This is a genomic window from Streptomyces sp. NPDC002324 (genome assembly GCF_053593335.1).
This window is the reverse complement of the sequence record NZ_JBSFCF010000021.1, coordinates 72,579-88,940: the sequence shown is the minus strand read 5'-3', so window position 1 is coordinate 88,940 and position 16,362 is coordinate 72,579. Positions and strand designations below refer to the sequence as shown.

The window sequence follows — 16,362 nt, the reverse complement described above, 5'->3', positions numbered from 1 at the left end:
CCGACGAGTCTCACGGCCTGAGCCCCCGCTGTCGGTGCCACCTGCCACAATTGCCGCGCAACCCCAGTGGAGAAGGCGGTACGGGAACGTGACGACACCCGGGTCGATCGAAGTACGGTCCATCGAAGGCAGGATCGCCGAGGAACTCGGCGTACGGGAGCGGCAGGTCAGAGCCGCGGTGGAGCTGCTCGACGGCGGTTCGACCGTGCCCTTCATCGCCCGCTACCGCAAGGAAGCGACGGAGATGCTCGACGACGCGCAGCTGCGCACGCTGGAGGAGCGGCTGCGCTATCTGCGGGAGCTGGAGGAGCGGCGGACGGCGATCCTCGACTCGGTGCGCGAGCAGGGCAAGCTGACGCCGGAGGTCGAGGCGCAGATCCGTGCCGCGGAGACCAAGGCGCGGCTGGAGGACATCTACCTCCCGTTCAAGCCCAAGCGGCGCACGAAGGCGCAGATCGCCCGGGAGGCGGGCCTCGAACCGCTGGCCGAGGGGCTGCTCGGCGACCCGACGGTCGAGCCACTGGCCGCCGCCGCGGCGTTCGTGGACGCCGACAAGGGCGTCGCCGATGCGCAGGCCGCGCTGGACGGCGCGCGGGCGATCCTCACCGAGCGGTTCTCGGAGGACGCCGACCTGATCGGCGAACTGCGCGAGCGCATGTGGGTACGGGGGCGGCTGGCCGCCAAGGTGAAGGACGGCAAGGAGGAGGCGGGCGCCAAGTTCGCCGACTACTTCGACTTCGCGGAGCCGTTCACCGATCTGCCCTCCCACCGCATCCTGGCGATGCTGCGCGGCGAGAAGGAGGACGTCCTCGATCTCGTCCTGGAGCCGGAGGAACCCTCCGAGCAGCCCGGTCCCTCGTCGTACGAGGGGATCGTCGCCCACCGTTTCCAGATCGCCGACCGCGGGCGCCCCGGCGACAAGTGGCTGACGGACACCGTCCGTTGGGCCTGGCGGACCCGGATCCTCGTCCACCTCGGCATCGATCTGCGGCTGCGGCTGCGGACGGCCGCCGAGGACGAGGCGGTGAACGTGTTCGCGGCGAACCTGCGCGACCTGCTCCTCGCCGCCCCCGCCGGCACCCGCGCGACGCTCGGCCTCGACCCCGGTTTCCGTACGGGCGTGAAGGTCGCCGTGGTGGACGCGACCGGCAAGGTCGTGGCGACCGACGTGATCTACCCGCACGTCCCGGCCAACAAGTGGGACGAGGCCATCGCGAAGCTGGCCCGGCTCGCCGAGGAGCACGCGGTCGACCTGATCGCGATCGGCAACGGCACGGCCTCCCGCGAGACCGACAAGCTCGCCGGTGAACTGATCACCAAGCACCCGGAGTTGAAGCTCACCAAGGTGATGGTGTCCGAGGCCGGCGCGTCCGTGTACTCGGCGTCGGCGTTCGCCTCGCAGGAGCTGCCGGGGATGGACGTCTCGCTGCGTGGCGCCGTGTCCATCGCGCGCCGCCTCCAGGACCCCCTGGCCGAGCTGGTGAAGATCGACCCGAAGTCCATCGGTGTCGGGCAGTACCAGCACGACCTGTCCGAGGTGAAGCTGTCGCGTTCGCTGGACGCGGTGGTGGAGGACTGTGTGAACGGCGTGGGTGTGGACGTGAACACGGCCTCCGCGCCGCTCCTCGCGCGCGTGTCCGGCATCTCCTCCGGCCTCGCCGAGAACATCGTGGCCCACCGTGACGCCAACGGTCCCTTCAAGTCGCGTTCCCAGCTGAAGGGTGTGGCGCGGCTGGGTCCGAAGGCGTACGAGCAGTGCGCGGGATTCCTGCGGATCCGGGGCGGCGACGACCCGCTGGACGCGTCCAGCGTGCACCCGGAGGCGTACCCCGTCGTACGGCGGATGGTGAAGACCTCCGGGCAGGAGGTGGCGGCGCTCATCGGCAACACGGGGGTGCTGCGGTCGCTCCGGCCGGCGGACTTCGTGGACGAGACGTTCGGTCTGCCAACCGTGTCGGACATCCTGAAGGAGCTGGAGAAGCCGGGGCGTGACCCCCGGCCGGCCTTCAAGACGGCCACCTTCAAGGAGGGCGTGGAGAAGATCTCCGACCTGGTGTCCGGGATGGTGCTGGAGGGGGTCGTGACGAACGTGGCGGCCTTCGGGGCGTTCATCGACGTCGGTGTCCACCAGGACGGTCTGGCGCATGTCTCCGCGCTGTCCAAGACCTTCGTGAAGGATCCGCGGGACGTGGTGAAGCCCGGGGACATCGTGAAGGTGAAGGTGCTCGACGTCGACATTCCGCGGAAGCGGATCTCTTTGACGTTGCGGCTCGACGACGAGGCGGCGGCGAAGGGGGCGGCCGGGTCGTCCGGTGGAGGTCCCCGGCAGCAGCGGGGTGCCCGTGGGGGGCAGCCGCCCCGGCAGCAGGGGCGTGGGGGTGGGGGCGGTGGTTCCCGGCAGGGAGCTGGGGCTCCGGCGCCTTCCAACAGTGCGATGGCTGATGCGTTGCGGCGGGCGGGGTTGGTGGACAAGAAGCGGCGGTGAGTGCGGCGGCGGGGGTTCGCCCCCGCCGCCCCTGCCCGTCCCGTCCTCTAGGGGCTGCGCCCCTTCGACCCCCATGTGACGGCTCGGTGGGGGCTGTTCGCGCCGTTCCCCGCGCCCCTGAAAAAGCGGGGCTTCGCCCCTGCTTTTTCAAGGCCCGCCAGGGCCGTGTCTTTCAGGGGCGCGGGGAACCGCGCGACAGGCCCCCACCGGACCCGCGGCCGAGACTCGCCCTCAGCTTTCCGTCACCTTGCCCGCCTTCACGGTGAGGCGGCGAGTCACCTGGACCGCGTCCAGCATGCGGCGGTCGTGGGTGACCAGGAGGAGCGTGCCCTCGTAGGAGTCGAGGGCGGACTCCAGTTGTTCGATGGCGGGGAGGTCCAGGTGGTTGGTGGGCTCGTCGAGGATCAGGAGGTTGACGCCTCGGCCCTGGAGGAGCGCGAGGGCCGCGCGGGTGCGTTCGCCCGGGGAGAGGGTGACCGCCGGGCGTAGGACGTGGGCCGCCTTGAGACCGAACTTGGCGAGGAGGGTGCGGACTTCGGCGGGTTCCGTGTCGGGGACGGCCGCGGCGAAGGCGTCGAGCAGGGACTCGGGGCCGTGGAAGAGCCCCCGCGCCTGGTCGACCTCGCCGACCAGGACGCCCGAGCCGAGGGCGGCGTGTCCCGAGTCCAGCGGGACGCGGCCGAGCAGCGCGCCCAGCAGCGTCGACTTGCCCGCGCCGTTCGCGCCCGTGATGGCGATGCGGTCGGCCCAGTCGATCTGCAGCGACACCGGTCCGAACGCGAAGTCGCCGCGCCGCACCTCGGCGTCGCGCAGGGTGGCGACCACGGCACCGGAACGCGGGGCCGCCGCGATCTCCATGCGCAGCTCCCACTCCTTGCGCGGCTCCTCGACGACGTCCAGCCGTTCGATCATGCGCTGGGTCTGCCGGGCCTTCGCGGCCTGCTTCTCGCTCGCCTCGCTGCGGAACTTGCGGCCGATCTTGTCGTTGTCGTTGTTCGCCTTGCGCCGCGCGTTCTTGACGCCCTTGTCCATCCAGGAGCGCTGCATCTGGGCGCGGTCCTGGAGGGCGGACTTCTTGTCGGCGTACTCCTCGAAGTCGTCGCGGGCGTGCCGGCGGGCCGTCTCCCGCTCCTCCAGGTAGGCCTCGTAGCCGCCGCCGTAGAGGTTGATCCGGTTCTGGGCGAGGTCGAGTTCGAGGACCTTGGTGACCGTGCGGGTGAGGAACTCGCGGTCGTGGCTGACGACCACCGTTCCCGCGCGCAGGCCGGAGACGAAGCGTTCGAGCCGTTCCAGGCCGTCCAGGTCTAGGTCGTTGGTGGGCTCGTCGAGGAGGAAGACGTCGTAGCGGGAGAGGAGGAGCGAGGCGAGTCCGGCGCGGGCGGCCTGGCCGCCGGAGAGGCCGGTCATCGGCTGGTCCAGGCCGACGCCGAGGCCGAGGGAGGCGGTGACCTCCTCCGCCCGTTCGTCCAGGTCGGCGCCGCCCAGGTCGAGCCAGCGCTCCAGGCTCACCGAGTACGCGTCGTCGGCGCCGGGCGCGCCGTCCACCAGGGCCTGGGTTGCCTCGTCCATCACGCGCTGGGCCTCGGCCACGCCCGTGCGCCGGGCGAGGAAGTGCCGGACGCTCTCGCCCTCCCGGCGCTCCGGCTCCTGCGGCAGGTGGCCGACGGTCGCCGTGGGCGGGGACAGCCGCAGCTCGCCCTCCTCCGGCGGGAGCAGACCGGCGAGCAGCCTGAGCAGCGTGGACTTGCCCGCGCCATTGGCACCGACCAGCCCGATCACATCACCGGGGGCGACGACGAGGTCGAGCCCGGAGAAGAGGGAGCGGTCGCCGTGGCCGGCGGCGAGGTTCTTGACGACGAGGGTGGCGGTCACAGGGGGCGATCCTAACGACAGGAGGACGGGACCTCCCAGCCGCGTCGGGGGCCGGGCCCCGCCCGCCCGGCGAACTCACGCCGCCATCGGCTCCACCAGGACCGTTCCCGAGGTGCGGGCCACGATGAACGACTCTCCCTTCACCGCCTTGGGGTCCAGGCCGATGCGGTGCCGGCCGGCCGGGAGGATGCCGTCGAAGAAGCGGTAGGTGTGGGGGCGGTACAGCCGGTCGAGGCGGTAGGCGGTCAGCTCCACACGGCAGGTGGAGGTGATCTCGATGCCGGCCTGTCCCCCGGCGGCGACGAGACGGGTCAGGCGACGTTGCCGTGCCGGGCTGCGGTCGAGGGCGTGCTCGATCTGGGCGACGAGCAGCGGGATGATCGGGGCGAGCCCGTCGACGTAGGCGACCTTGACCCCCGCGCGGTCGAAGGCCAGGCGCACGGCGGCGCGGTCCGCCTCGCCGACGGCCCGGCCGAAGACCACGGCACCGTAGGTCCGCAGTTCGTCCTCGGGCACACCGGTGGCGTCGTGCGCTATGTCGGTGCCGATGCCGATGGCACGCAGGGCGGCGGCGAGTCTGGCGAGGACGGCGACCCGGGCACCGATGAGGAGGACCCGGCGGCGGACCGACGGCTCGGCGGCGGCCTCCGACAGCAGGGACTGCAGCGCGCCGCGGTACTCGGGGCCGCGGAAGCGGAAGGGACCGATGCCCGTGTAGCCGTTCAGCTTGAGGTCGGCCTCCTCCTCCGTCTGCCAGGCGAAGTCCCGCCACACGAAGTCCTCGCCGGCCCGCTCGATGACCGCGGTCACGGCTCCGCAGGCGAGGTCGGCGCATTCGGGACAGCCGTAGATGATGTAACGGCCCTCCGTCAGGGGGGCTTCGGCTTCCAGGAGCAGGCTGCGCACCTGGGCGGTGAAGATCGAGGGCGGGACGTCGGAGGCGAGTGGGGAGACGGCATCGAGGTCGGAGAGCTGGTACAGCAGCGGGCGTCCGTCGACGATGAAGTCCACGAAGTCCCGGTGCACCTGGTAGGCACCGTTGGCGAGGACGCCACCGGCTCGCATCGCCGGTGCCAGGCCGAAGGTCGCGTACTCGGCAGACATGGTGTGAGTATCCCCACAAAGGCAGACTTGTGAGCACGCATGCCATATTCCGTTAACGTCCCTGCGTGACCAAGGAATCGAACGGCGATGTGATCGTGGTCGGTGGCGGAGTCGTCGGTCTCACGACGGCCGTCGTGCTGGCGGAGGGCGGCAGGCGGGTCCGGATCTGGACACGGGAGCCCGCGGAGCTGACGACGTCCGCCGTCGCGGGCGGACTGTGGTGGCCCTATCGGATCGAGCCGGAGGAGCTCGTCGGCGCGTGGGCGCTCGTCACGCTGGCCGTGTACGAGGAGCTGACGGCGCGGTCCGGCGAGACGGGCGTACGCATGGTCGAGGGCGTACACGGCGAGACCGAACTGGACGGACTGGGTGCGTGGGCCTCCCGGGTGCCCGGGCTGCGGGTGGCGACGGCCGGTGAGTACGCGGGCGTCGGGCTGTGGGCGCGACTGCCGCTGATCGACATGCGGGTCCATCTGCGGTGGCTGCGCGAGCGGTTCGTCGCGGCGGGCGGGGTGGTGGAGGAGCGTACGGTCACGGATCTCGCGGCGGTCGACGCGCCGGTCGTCGTCAACTGCACGGGGCTGGGCGCGCGGGAGCTGGTGCCGGACCCCTCCGTACGGCCGGTGCGGGGGCAGTTGGTCGTCGTGGAGAACCCCGGGGTCACGACCTGGCTCACCTCGGTGGATCACGCCGGGTCCAGGAGTACGTACTTCATCCCTCAGCCGGGCGGTCTGATCCTGGGCGGCACGGCGGAGGAGGACGCCTGGTCCCTGACGCCGGATCCGGTGATCGCGCAAGGGATCGTGCGGCGGTGTGCGGCGATCCGGCCCGAGATCGAGGGAGCCCGGGTCATCGAGCACAGGGTGGGTCTGCGGCCCTCGCGGCCCGCCGTGCGGTTGGAGCGCGAAGTCCTGCCGGGCGGGCGGGTGTTGGTGCACAACTACGGCCACGGCGGGGCGGGGGTCACGGTGGCGTGGGGCTGCGCGCGGGAGGCGGCACGACTCGCCTCCGGGTGACCGGCTCGCCGCCGGGCCCCCGAAGGTTTCCGGGTGACTGGCGGGGCCGCGGGGCGGGCGGGCGCGGGGCAGCGGCTCGGGCGGATGCGAGGCGCAACGCGGGCAGCCGCGGGGCGGACGGGCGCGAGGCCGCGGGGCGGGCGGGCGCGAGGCCGCGGGGCGGGCGGGCGCGATGTGTCGTGGCCGCCCGCCCACTCCCCCCGCGCCCCTGCCCCTCTCACTCCGCGCGGTGGCCGATCGGGTCGCCCTCGATCTCCGTGCCCTGGCCGGGGCCGACCCTGATCTCGAACTCGCCGTCGTAGCGCTTGTGGCCCTCGATGACGGCGAGTTCGACCGCCTCGGAGGCCATCTCCTCGCGGACGATCACCGAGTCCCGGCGCAGGTCCCGCATGAGCGCGACGCACATGCCGATCATGACGATGACGAACGGCGCGGCGGCCAGGATCGTCAGGTTCTGCAGGCCCGTGAGAGCGTCGCCCTGCCCGCTGCCGACCAGGAGCATGATCGCGGCGACGGCCCCGGTGAGGACGCCCCAGAAGACGACGACGAAGCGGCCGGGTTCGAGCGCGCCACGCTGGGAGAGCGTGCCCATGACGATGGAGGCGGCGTCGGCACCGGAGACGAAGAAGATGCCGACGAGGATCATCACGAGCAGGCTGGAGACCGTGGCGATGGGGAACTCGTGGAGGACGGCGAAGAGCTGGCCCTCCGGGGTGGCCTCCTCACCGAGCCGGCCCTGCTCCTGCAGCTTCATCGCCGTACCGCCGAACACGGCGAACCAGACGAGGCTGACCGAGCTGGGGACGAGGATGACGCCGCCGATGAACTGGCGGATGGTGCGGCCGCGGCTGATGCGGGCGATGAACATGCCGACGAAGGGCGTCCAGGAGATCCACCACGCCCAGTAGAAGACGGTCCAGCTGCCGAGCCAGTCGGCGACGCCCTGGCCGCCGGACGCCTCGGTGCGGCCCGCGAGCTGGGGCAGGTCGCCGAGGTAGGCGAAGGCCGAGGTGGGCAGCAGGTCGAGGATGAGGATGGTCGGGCCTGCGACGAAGACGAAGACCGCCAGCAGCAGGGCCAGCACCATGTTGGTGTTGGACAGCCACTGGATGCCCTTCTCGACACCGGACACGGCGGAGGCGACGAAGGCCAGGGTCAGGACCGCGATGATGCCGACGAGCAGGCCGGTGCTCACCTTGCCCATCCAGCCCAGCTCCGTGACACCGGAGCCGATCTGGAGGGCGCCGAGGCCGAGGGAGGCCGCCGAGCCGAAGATCGTGGCGACGATCGCGAGGATGTCGATGACCCGGCCGGCCGAGCCGTTGGCGTGCTTCTCGCCGATCAGCGGGGTGAAGACGGCGCTGATGGTCTGGCGGCGCCGCTTGCGGAAGGTGCTGTAGGCGATGGCGAGGCCCACCACCGCGTAGATCGCCCAGGGGTGCAGCGTCCAGTGGAAGAGGGTGGTCGCCATCGCCGTTTCCATGCGCTCGCCCGAACCCTCGGGGTTCGTGCCCGGCGGGGGCGCGGTGTAGTGGGCGAGGGGTTCGCTGACGCCGTAGAACATCAGGCCGATGCCCATGCCGGCGCTGAACATCATGGCGACCCAGGAGACCGTGCGGAACTCGGGCTTCTCGCCCTCGACCCCCAGGTGGATGCGGCCGTAGCGGCTGACCGCGAGCCACAGGGCGAAGATGACGAAGCAGGAGGCGGCCAGCATGAACGCCCAGCCACCGTTGTGGATCAGGCCGCTCAGCATCTTGCCGGAGACGGTTTCGAGCGAGTCGGTCCAGATGGCGCCCCAGAGGACGAAGGCCAGGGTGAGTGCCGCCGTCACGCCGAACACGACGCGGTCCGTCCGGGGCCGCCCGCCGCCGGAGAGGCCCGCTTCCGAGCCGGGAAGCGCGCCTCCCCCGTGGTGGGTGGTGTGTTGGTCGTGCGTCACAGGTGGAACCTTTCAAGAGTGGCTGGAACTGACCCTCTCCTGCCCAGGAACGCCTATCACATGTGACCTCGACACTTTCTTGTTCAACAGGTGGTGTCGGGCACTCCCTCCGTAAGGTGGTAGGGCGCCCGCTCGTCGAGCAGCAGCGGCACGAGCGCCCGCAGTCGCTGGCGCAGCGGCACGAGTGCGCCGTCGCCGTCACTCCCGGGCCGTACGCGGACGCCGTGCAGGGACAGCTCGTCCGCGAACTCTTCGTACTGCTGTTCGGTGAGCCGGTAGCCGCAGGGCGGGTCCTGGATCACCTCGGCGGGTTCGGCCGGGTCGTTGTCGGCGCCGCCGACGTAGACCGGGCCGGTGTCCCGGAGGCCGGCGAGACGGGCCGCGCCGGTGGCCCGGTCGACCCGTCGGCCGCGTTCACCGGCGAAGGCGAACAGCCCCTTCAGGGCCGCGAGCTGCGAGTTCACCCGGCGAAGGTGGTTGGCCGGTCCCTCGGTGCCGCCGGCGGGCGGCTCCACGCGGCTCTCGATCAGCAGTCCGACCGAGTGCTTGATCCCGGACATGTTCCGCAGGATGCGTTCCTGGCCGTCACCGGCGACCTGGCGGATCGGGTCGCCGGTGACCGGGTCGGTCCAGATGCCGTAGGTGCCGGTCGAGTGGCCCGCCGCCCGCGCGGCCGGGCGCACATGGTCCAGGGAGAGGGTGCGGGCCTCGGCGTGGACGGCCGCGTCGGTGTTGAGGTTGCGGGGCCAGAGGTCGAAGAGGTCCTTGTCGTAGTACTGGGGTGTGGCGCCGTATTCGTGCAGGTCGTAGACGATGTCGGGTGCGTGGTCGCGCTGGACTGCGGCGAGCGCCCGTGCCTCGGCCGTGCGCAGGGCGAGGTGGTCGCGGTTGATGTCGATACCGTCGGCGTTGCCCCGGGTGTCGGCGGCCCGGCCGTCGGGGTTGGCCGTGGGCACGACGAGAACCGTGGTGGACCGCAGCAGCCGCCGGGTCCGCTCGTCCTCGGAACGAGCGAGGTCACGGATCGTGGCGAGGCAGGCCTCGCGGCCCGAGGGCTCGTCGCCGTGCTGGCTGCAGATGAGCAGGACCGTGCGCGAGGCGGCCCGGGCGCCGACGCGGACGAGCTGGAGCGGGCGGCCCTGCCCGGTCGTGCCGATCCGGGCGACCGACACCTTGTCGCTCGCCCGGTCGACGGCGGCCAGGAACTCCTGCTCCTCGGGCTGAGTGGTCCAGCGGGCGCCGCTCGACGTCTCGAACCCGGTGCGCGGCGGGGCGGTGTCCGTCGCGTACGCGGGCGTCGACAGCAGGGGTGCGGCGAGGGCGGTGGCGATCAGCGCCGCGATCCGGGCCCTCACGCCGTACCGCCGGGCACGCGGGCGGCCCGGCCCGGGTCGCGCACGCCGTCGAGCACGGTGGCCCCCGGGGTGGCCGTGGCGCCGGCGGTCGCCCTCTCGAAGGCGGCGGCACCGCCGACCAGCGGGACCTTCGCGGAGGTCTTCCGGAGGTCGATGGTCAGGGTGGGCGTGGCGGCCGGCGGGTCGATCAGGTCCTTGTCGGTGCCCGCGACGATCAGCGCGAGACGGTGGCCCGCCGGGACGACGTGGTCGCTCGCGTGCAGGTCGAGCGTGATCGTGTACGGGGTGCCGGGCGTGAGCGGGGCTCCGGTGCCCGAGGAGTGGTTGCCGAGGTCGGCCCAGCCGCGGCTGAAGATCGTGTACTCCACGTCGGCCGTCTTCGCCCGGGTCTCCCGGAAGCAGGAGCTGTCGCCGGTGGTGCTCGGGCCCCAGCAGGTGCGCTCGGTGAGGGTGGTGATGCCCTCGCCCGCCGCTGCGTAGTCACGGACGGTGTCCGGGCCGAGGTCGACCAGGACCGCCGAGAGGTGGGCGGCGGAGGTGGTGGGCGTGGCGGTGACGGTGACCTTGGAGGAGCCGGACAGCCGCAGGTCCCTGGTGAGGGGCGCGGTGACGAAGCCCGCCTTGCCGGGGGTGGACCTGTCGGCGTACGCGGCCCAGTCGGTCTCGTCCAGCGCCGGGTCGTCGGTGAAGGATTCGGTGCCGGACCGCTTGCGCAGGCCGAGGGTGCCGACGCCCGGTGCGCTGCCCTTCGCCGGGCGGAGGGTCGCCGTCTTCGTCGCGCGCGGCGGCCAGAGCGTGGACGTCTCCCACTGGTCCGGGTGGCGTTCGATGTCGGCCATGGGCTCGTCGTCGATGCTGTTGTCGTAGCCGAGGAGTTCGTGGTCGAACCAGCGGTGCAGGGTGTCGGCCCACTCCGCGCGGCGGAAGTCGAACGGGTCGACGTGGCCGGTCTGGGAGAGCCAGATCTTGCGCTCGACGCCGTGCTCGGCGAGGGCGTCCCACCACTGGCCGAAGTGCTTGGGGCGGACGTTGAGGTCCTGCTGTCCGTGGATGACGAAGACGCTGGCGTCGATCTTCCGGACGTTCCTGACGTAGTCGCGCTCTGCCCAGAAGGGGGTCAGATCGCCGGTGCGCGGGGCCCCGTCGACCAGTTTCTGCTGGACGTGACCGCACTTGGCGCGGGCTCCCGGGCTCTCCACGTAGTCGGAGAGCCACTCGGGACCCGAGTTGTAGAGGGGGGCGCCCTTGGCGAAGTAGTAGTCGTACCAGGAGGAGATCGCGCCGATCGGGACGATGGTCTCCAGGCCCTCGACGCCGGTGGCGGCCACGCCGTTGGCGATCGTGCCGTCGTAGCTCTTGCCGATCATGCCGGTTCTGCCGTTGGTCCAGCGGGCCTTGGCGGGCGCGCCGCCCGTGCGGGTGGTGTACGCCCTGCCGCGGCCGTTGAGCCAGTCGACGACCGCCTTGGCGGACTGGATGTCGGAACGGCCGCCGACATCCACACAGCCGTCGGAACGGTTGGTGCCGGCGAGGTCGACGGCCACGAACGCGTAGCCGCGGGGCACGAAGTAGTTGTCGTAGAACAGCGGTGTCTGGACGATGTTCCCCTGGGCGTCGTACGTCTTGCGCTGGCTCTCGTTACCGCGTCCACAGCAGGAGTAGTACGGGCTGGCGTCCATGATCACGGGGATCTTGCGGCCCCGCTGAGCGGGTTCGCTCGGACGGACGATGTCGACGGCGACCCGGTCCTTCTTCCCATCGCGGTCGCCGTCGAGCCCGGTGTCCACCCAGACGGCCTCGCGGATGGCCTTGTCGTACGAGTAGACCGGTTCGCTCTTCCGGGGGGCCGGGGTGCCGGCGACCGCCGGGGTGAGGAACGAGGCCGTGAGGGCGGCGGCCGTGGCCGCCGTCGCGAGCGATCTCCAGGTCGTGAAGCGTGTGCGTCGCACAGGTATCGGCATGCGCGGACGGTACTGCGGTCAACTCCCGTGCAAAAGAGGCACTCTTGGGGTTCGCGGGGCTTCGGCCACGCCCGTGGCCGAAAGGAGCCACTCGCAGGGCCGTGAGCCTCAGGGGCGCGGCTGGACCTCCGCCTCGATCGGCTCACCGATGATTCTGCCGGCGAGGTCGTAGGCCAGCACGGAGACGTGGACGCGGAGTTCGGCCTCGGCCCTGGCGCGGTCGGAGCCGAGGCGGGCGCGGCCCTCGGTGAGGAGGGTGGTGGACTCGCGGTGGGCGTCGGCACGGGCCTCGGCGATCAGGGCGGCACCTTCCTCGTGGGCGCGCTGACGGATGCGGGCGGCCTCGTGACGGGCCTCGGCCAGGGTCCGTGCCACCTCCGCCCGCTTGATCCGGGTCTCCTCCCGCAGGGCTTCCGCCTGCGCCTCGGTTCCCTTGGTCGCCGCCTCCCGTTCGTCGAGGACCCGCTGGACGCGGGGCACGAGCCGGACGAAGAAGAGGAACACCAGGGCGAACAGCAGTGCCGCGACGACGAGTTCCGCGACGATCGGGTTGAGCGGGCCGATGTCCATCGGGAGCAGTTCCATACGGGTGCCCTACCCGCTCGCGTCCCGGTGGTACCGCGCCGGCCCGGGTTCAGCCGCCGTGGTCGTACACCGTCACCGGTATCCCGCGGCGCACCAGGCGGTCGGCTGTCAGCGGTTCCACCCGGGACCATGTGCCGCCCGCGAGCCCGCAGCCGATACGGGGCATGTGGACCGAGGCCTCCAGTTCCAGGGCCTTGTCCGCGAGCAGGCCGAGGGCGGTGTCGATGGCCTCGTACCGGACGGGTACGCCCTTGCTGCCGGTACGGGTGCCGTGCTGGCCTATCAAATTCGCCACCCACAGGTACGGGCCCACCCGCACGAACTGGGCGGCGCCGAGCCCGAAGTCGTTGCGCGCCCGGTCGCGGTGCCAGGCGCGGTAGGCGGCCTCCGGTTCCGGCCAGCGGCGGGAGAGGGCGAGGACGAAGCCCTTGCCCCAGCCGCCCATGTCGTTGCAGACATGCGCGATGATCTTGACGCCCTTGCCCAGCGGCGTGGTGGCGTCCCCGCGGACGTAGGTGATCCCCGACATGACGCCACCGTACGGGGCGGTACTGACAATCGGCCGTCCGGATGTCACGGCACCGGTGCGACAGCGATACTGCTGTGCATGACCACCGACACCGCGCAGAGCACCGGCGGCGGCTCCGTCGAGGGCGCCGGAGAGTTCGTTCTCACCGTCGACGAGCTGGCCGCGCGGGCGGGCGTCACGGTGCGTACGGTCCGCTTCTACGGCACCCGGGGGCTGTTGCCGCCGCCGGTGATCGGGCCCCGCCGGGTCGGCCACTACGGGCGGGATCACCTCGCGCGGCTCGCGCTGATCGAGGAGCTGCAGCGGCAGGGCATGACCCTCGCGGCCATCGAACGGTATCTGGGGCAGCTGCCGGCGGATCTCACGCCGCGCGATCTCGCGCTGCAGCGTGCGGTGGTGGCGTCGTGGGCGCCGGACGCGGTGGAGACGGTCACGCGGGAGGAGCTGGACCGGCGGGCCGGGCGGGCTCTGGGGGAGGCGGAGGTGGAGCGGCTGCTCGCGATGGGGGTGGTCGAGCGGGACGGGGACGCTCTGCGGGTAGATGTGGGGTTGTTGCGGCTCGGGGTGGAGTTGCTCGATGTGCCCCTGTCCGAGGAGTCGATTCTTGCGGCGCGGGGTGTGTTGATCGAGCATTCGCGTGCTGCCGCGGGGGAGTTGTCTCGGTTGTTTCGGGAGGCGGTGAAGGGGCGGGATGCTCAGGTTGCGCGGTCGTTGTCGGCGCGTGTGCAGCCGCTGCTCGTGCAGGCGTTGTTGACGACCTTTCAGCGGTCGTTGACGGAGGAGTTGCGGGGGTGGGTGGTGGAGTCTTGAGGGGGTGGGGGGTGCCGGGCGGGTGTTTTCGCCCCCGCCGCCCCTACCCGTCCCATCCCAGGGGCTGCGCCCCTTCGACCCCCAGGCTGACGGCCCGGTGGGGCTTCTCGCGCAGTTCCCCGCGCCCCTGAAAAGCAGGGGCTGCGCCCACTGCTTTTCAGGACCGCAGAGCCGTCCCTTTTCAAGACCGCAGCGCCGTCCTTTGCAGGACCGCAAAAGCCATCGCTTTTCGGGGCCGTGAGGCCCTGGGCTTTTCGGCCCGCAGGGCCTGGGCTGTTTCTGGCCCTGCGGGGGGCTGGGTTGTTTCTGGCTCTGCGGGGGCCTGGGCTGTTTCTGGCCCTGCGCGGGGCTGGGCTGTTTCTGGCCCTGCGCGGGGTTGGGCTGTTTCTGGCCCTGCAGGGGCCTGGGTTTCCACGGGTGCGGGGAACTGCGCTACCAGCCCCCACCGGGGCCGCACCCGGGCAACCGCCCCCGCCCGGAGGGCTACGCGTCCGTGAACGGTTCTCCCCTCTGGGCCTTTTCCCGTAGCAGGGCCGGTGGGGTGAAGCGGGGGCCGTAGCGGGCGGTGAGTTCTTCGGCTCGGGTCACGAAGCCGGGGAGGCCGCCCTCGTAGCCGTTGATGTACTGGAGGACGCCGCCGGTCCAGCCGGGGAAGCCGATGCCGAGGAGGGAGCCGATGTTGGCGTCGGCGACGGAGGTCAGGACGCCCTCTTCGAGGAGGCGGACGGTGTCCAGGGCCTCCGCGAAGAGCATGCGCTCCCGCATGTCCTCGAAGGGGATCCGGTACCCGGGCCTGGTGAAGTGTTCGCGCAGGCCGGGCCAGAGCTTGGCGCGGCGGCCGTCGGGGCCGTAGTCGTAGAAGCCGGCGCCACCGCTGCGGCCCGGCCGGGCGAACTCGTCGACCATGCGGTCGATGACCGCGTCGGCGGGGTGCTCCACCCATGTGCCGCCCGCCTCCTCCACGGCCCGCCGGGACTCGGCTCGGATCTTGCGGGGCAGGGTGAGGGTCAGCTCGTCCATGAGGGAGAGGACCTTGGCGGGGTAGCCCGCCTGGGCCGCCGCCTGTTCGACGGAGGCGGGCTCGATGCCCTCCCCCACCATCGCGACGCCCTCGTTGATGAAGTGGCCGATGACGCGGGAGGTGAAGAAGCCGCGGGAGTCGTTGACGACGATCGGGGTCTTCCTGATCTGGCGGACCAGGTCGAAGGCGCGGGCCAGCGCCTCCTCCCCCGTCTGCTCGCCCTTGATGATCTCGACGAGCGGCATCTTGTCGACGGGTGAGAAGAAGTGCAGGCCGATGAAGTCGGACCGGCGGACGACGCCCTCGGCCAGCTCGGTGATGGGGAGGGTGGAGGTGTTGGAGCAGAGCAGGGCGTCCGGTGCCACGACCCCCTCGATCTCCTGGAAGACCTTGTGCTTCAGCTCGGTGTTCTCGAACACGGCCTCGATGACGGCGTCGCAGCCCGCGAGGTCGGCCGGGTCGGCCGTCGGGGTGATGCGGGCGAGGAGCGCGTCGGCCTTCTCCTGCGTGGTGCGGCCCTTGGCGACCGCCTTGGCGCAGAGCTTGCGCGAGTACTCCTTGCCCTTCGCGGCCGCTTCGGGCGTCACGTCCTTCAGCACGACGTCGATGCCCGCGCGGGCGCAGGAGTACGCGATGCCGGCGCCCATCATCCCGGCGCCGAGGACGGCGGCCTTGCGGACCTGGCGCGGCTCGATGCCCTTGGGCCGGTTCGCGCCGGAGTTGACGGCCTGGAGGTCGAAGAAGAAGGCCTGGATCATGTTCTTCGACGTCTGGCCGGCGGCCAGCTCCACGAAGTAGCGCGCCTCGATGACCTGGGCGGTCTCGAAGTCGACCTGGGCGCCCTCGACGGCGGCGGCGAGGATGTTGCGCGGGGCCGGGTAGGGCGCGCCGTTGGTCTGCTTGCGCAGCGTGGCGGGGAAGGCGGGCAGGTTCGCCGCGAACTTCGGGTGGGCGGGGGTGCCGCCGGGGATGCGGTGGCCGGGCTGGTCCCAGGGCTGCCGCGACTCGGGGTTGGCGTCGATGAAGGCGCGGGCCTTGTCCATCAACTCGTCCTGCGTGTCGGCCACTTCGTGGATCAGGCCGTTCTCCAGGGCACTTCGCGGGCTGTACTGGGTGCCCTGCAGCAGTACCTTCAGCAGGGCGTCGGCGATGCCCAGCAGGCGTACGGTGCGGGCGATGCCACCGCCGCCGGGCAGCAGACCGAGGGTCACCTCGGGGCAGCCGATCTTCGAGCCGGGTGCGTCGAGGGCGACGCGGTGGTGGCAGGCGAGGGCCAGTTCGTAACCGCCGCCGAGTGCGGCGCCGTTGATGGCCGCGACCACGGGCTTGCCCAGGGTCTCGATGCGGCGCAGGTTGCGTTTGATCTCCAGGCCGCCGTCGAACAGCTGCTGCGCGGTCTCGGGGGTGACCTTGATGAGGTCGCGGAGGTCGCCGCCGGCGAAGAACGTCTTCTTGGCGGAGGTGATGATGACGCCGCGAATGCTGTCCTTCTCGGCCTCCAGACGGTCGGCGATCACCGCGAGGGAGTCACGGAACGCCTGGTTCATGGTGTTCGCGGACTGGTTCGGGTCGTCGATGACGAGGGTGACGAGGCCCGTGCGGTCCTGTTCCCAGCGGATGGTGGTGCTCTGTGTCATGACAGGGTCTCCGTAGAGTCTTTCCGCAGAAGTCTTGGTCGGGTG

Annotated in this window: 11 protein-coding genes; 3 read left to right on the top strand and 8 right to left on the bottom strand. The window is 71.5% G+C overall.

Translation table 11 applies throughout. From position 1 onward, the window contains the following. Nucleotides 1-88: 88 nt before the first annotated feature. Nucleotides 89-2,485: a Tex family protein gene (locus ACWCRJ_RS25765; protein ID WP_450941507.1), complete on the top strand. Its 2,397-nt coding sequence runs from the start codon at nucleotides 89-91 to the stop codon at nucleotides 2,483-2,485. Between the two features lie 231 nt (nucleotides 2,486-2,716). On the opposite strand, the gene ACWCRJ_RS25760 is transcribed toward ACWCRJ_RS25765, so the two are convergent. Both ACWCRJ_RS25760 and ACWCRJ_RS25755 read right to left on the bottom strand, forming a co-directional pair. Continuing rightward, complete coding sequence (locus ACWCRJ_RS25760; RefSeq protein ID WP_450941506.1) at nucleotides 2,717-4,357, bottom strand: ABC-F family ATP-binding cassette domain-containing protein; 1,641 nt, start codon at nucleotides 4,355-4,357, stop codon at nucleotides 2,717-2,719. Between the two features lie 75 nt (nucleotides 4,358-4,432). Further along, nucleotides 4,433-5,461 (bottom strand): oxidoreductase, encoded by a 1,029-nt coding sequence (locus tag ACWCRJ_RS25755; protein WP_450941505.1) that lies wholly within the window; start codon nucleotides 5,459-5,461, stop codon nucleotides 4,433-4,435. Between the two features lie 65 nt (nucleotides 5,462-5,526). Here ACWCRJ_RS25755 and ACWCRJ_RS25750 point away from each other — a divergent pair, with 65 nt between their 5' ends. Continuing rightward, a complete protein-coding gene (locus tag ACWCRJ_RS25750) occupies nucleotides 5,527-6,477 on the top strand; it encodes an FAD-dependent oxidoreductase (RefSeq protein WP_450941504.1) in 951 nt (316 codons plus the stop codon). A gap of 217 nt (nucleotides 6,478-6,694) precedes the next feature. Here ACWCRJ_RS25750 and ACWCRJ_RS25745 read toward each other — a convergent pair whose 3' ends face one another. The 5 genes from ACWCRJ_RS25745 to ACWCRJ_RS25725 form a co-directional block, all read right to left on the bottom strand. After that, nucleotides 6,695-8,419 carry a BCCT family transporter gene (locus ACWCRJ_RS25745; RefSeq protein ID WP_450941503.1) on the bottom strand — a complete coding sequence of 575 codons (1,725 nt, stop codon included), beginning with the start codon at nucleotides 8,417-8,419 and terminating at the stop codon, nucleotides 6,695-6,697. A gap of 83 nt (nucleotides 8,420-8,502) precedes the next feature. Continuing rightward, a complete protein-coding gene (locus ACWCRJ_RS25740; RefSeq protein ID WP_450941502.1) occupies nucleotides 8,503-9,774 on the bottom strand; it encodes a M14 family metallopeptidase in 1,272 nt (423 codons plus the stop codon). Continuing rightward, complete coding sequence (locus ACWCRJ_RS25735; RefSeq protein ID WP_450941501.1) at nucleotides 9,771-11,735, bottom strand: Xaa-Pro dipeptidyl-peptidase; 1,965 nt, start codon at nucleotides 11,733-11,735, stop codon at nucleotides 9,771-9,773. Before ACWCRJ_RS25735 ends, ACWCRJ_RS25740 begins: the two co-directional genes overlap by 4 nt. Before the next feature lie 108 nt (nucleotides 11,736-11,843). After that, on the bottom strand, nucleotides 11,844-12,320 hold the full coding sequence (locus ACWCRJ_RS25730) for a F0F1 ATP synthase subunit B family protein (RefSeq protein WP_450941500.1): 477 nt from the start codon (nucleotides 12,318-12,320) through the stop codon (nucleotides 11,844-11,846). Nucleotides 12,321-12,369: 49 nt separating this feature from the next. Then, the gene (locus tag ACWCRJ_RS25725) at nucleotides 12,370-12,849 is read right to left on the bottom strand and encodes a macro domain-containing protein (protein ID WP_450941499.1); all 480 of its coding nucleotides are present in this window, start codon (nucleotides 12,847-12,849) and stop codon (nucleotides 12,370-12,372) included. A gap of 78 nt (nucleotides 12,850-12,927) precedes the next feature. Between ACWCRJ_RS25725 and ACWCRJ_RS25720 the strand changes: the two genes are divergently transcribed. After that, nucleotides 12,928-13,659: a MerR family transcriptional regulator gene (locus ACWCRJ_RS25720; protein ID WP_450941498.1), complete on the top strand. Its 732-nt coding sequence runs from the start codon at nucleotides 12,928-12,930 to the stop codon at nucleotides 13,657-13,659. A 483-nt stretch (nucleotides 13,660-14,142) separates the two neighbouring features. Here ACWCRJ_RS25720 and ACWCRJ_RS25715 read toward each other — a convergent pair whose 3' ends face one another. Then, nucleotides 14,143-16,317 carry a 3-hydroxyacyl-CoA dehydrogenase NAD-binding domain-containing protein gene (locus ACWCRJ_RS25715; RefSeq protein WP_450941497.1) on the bottom strand — a complete coding sequence of 725 codons (2,175 nt, stop codon included), beginning with the start codon at nucleotides 16,315-16,317 and terminating at the stop codon, nucleotides 14,143-14,145. Nucleotides 16,318-16,362 lie beyond the last annotated feature (45 nt).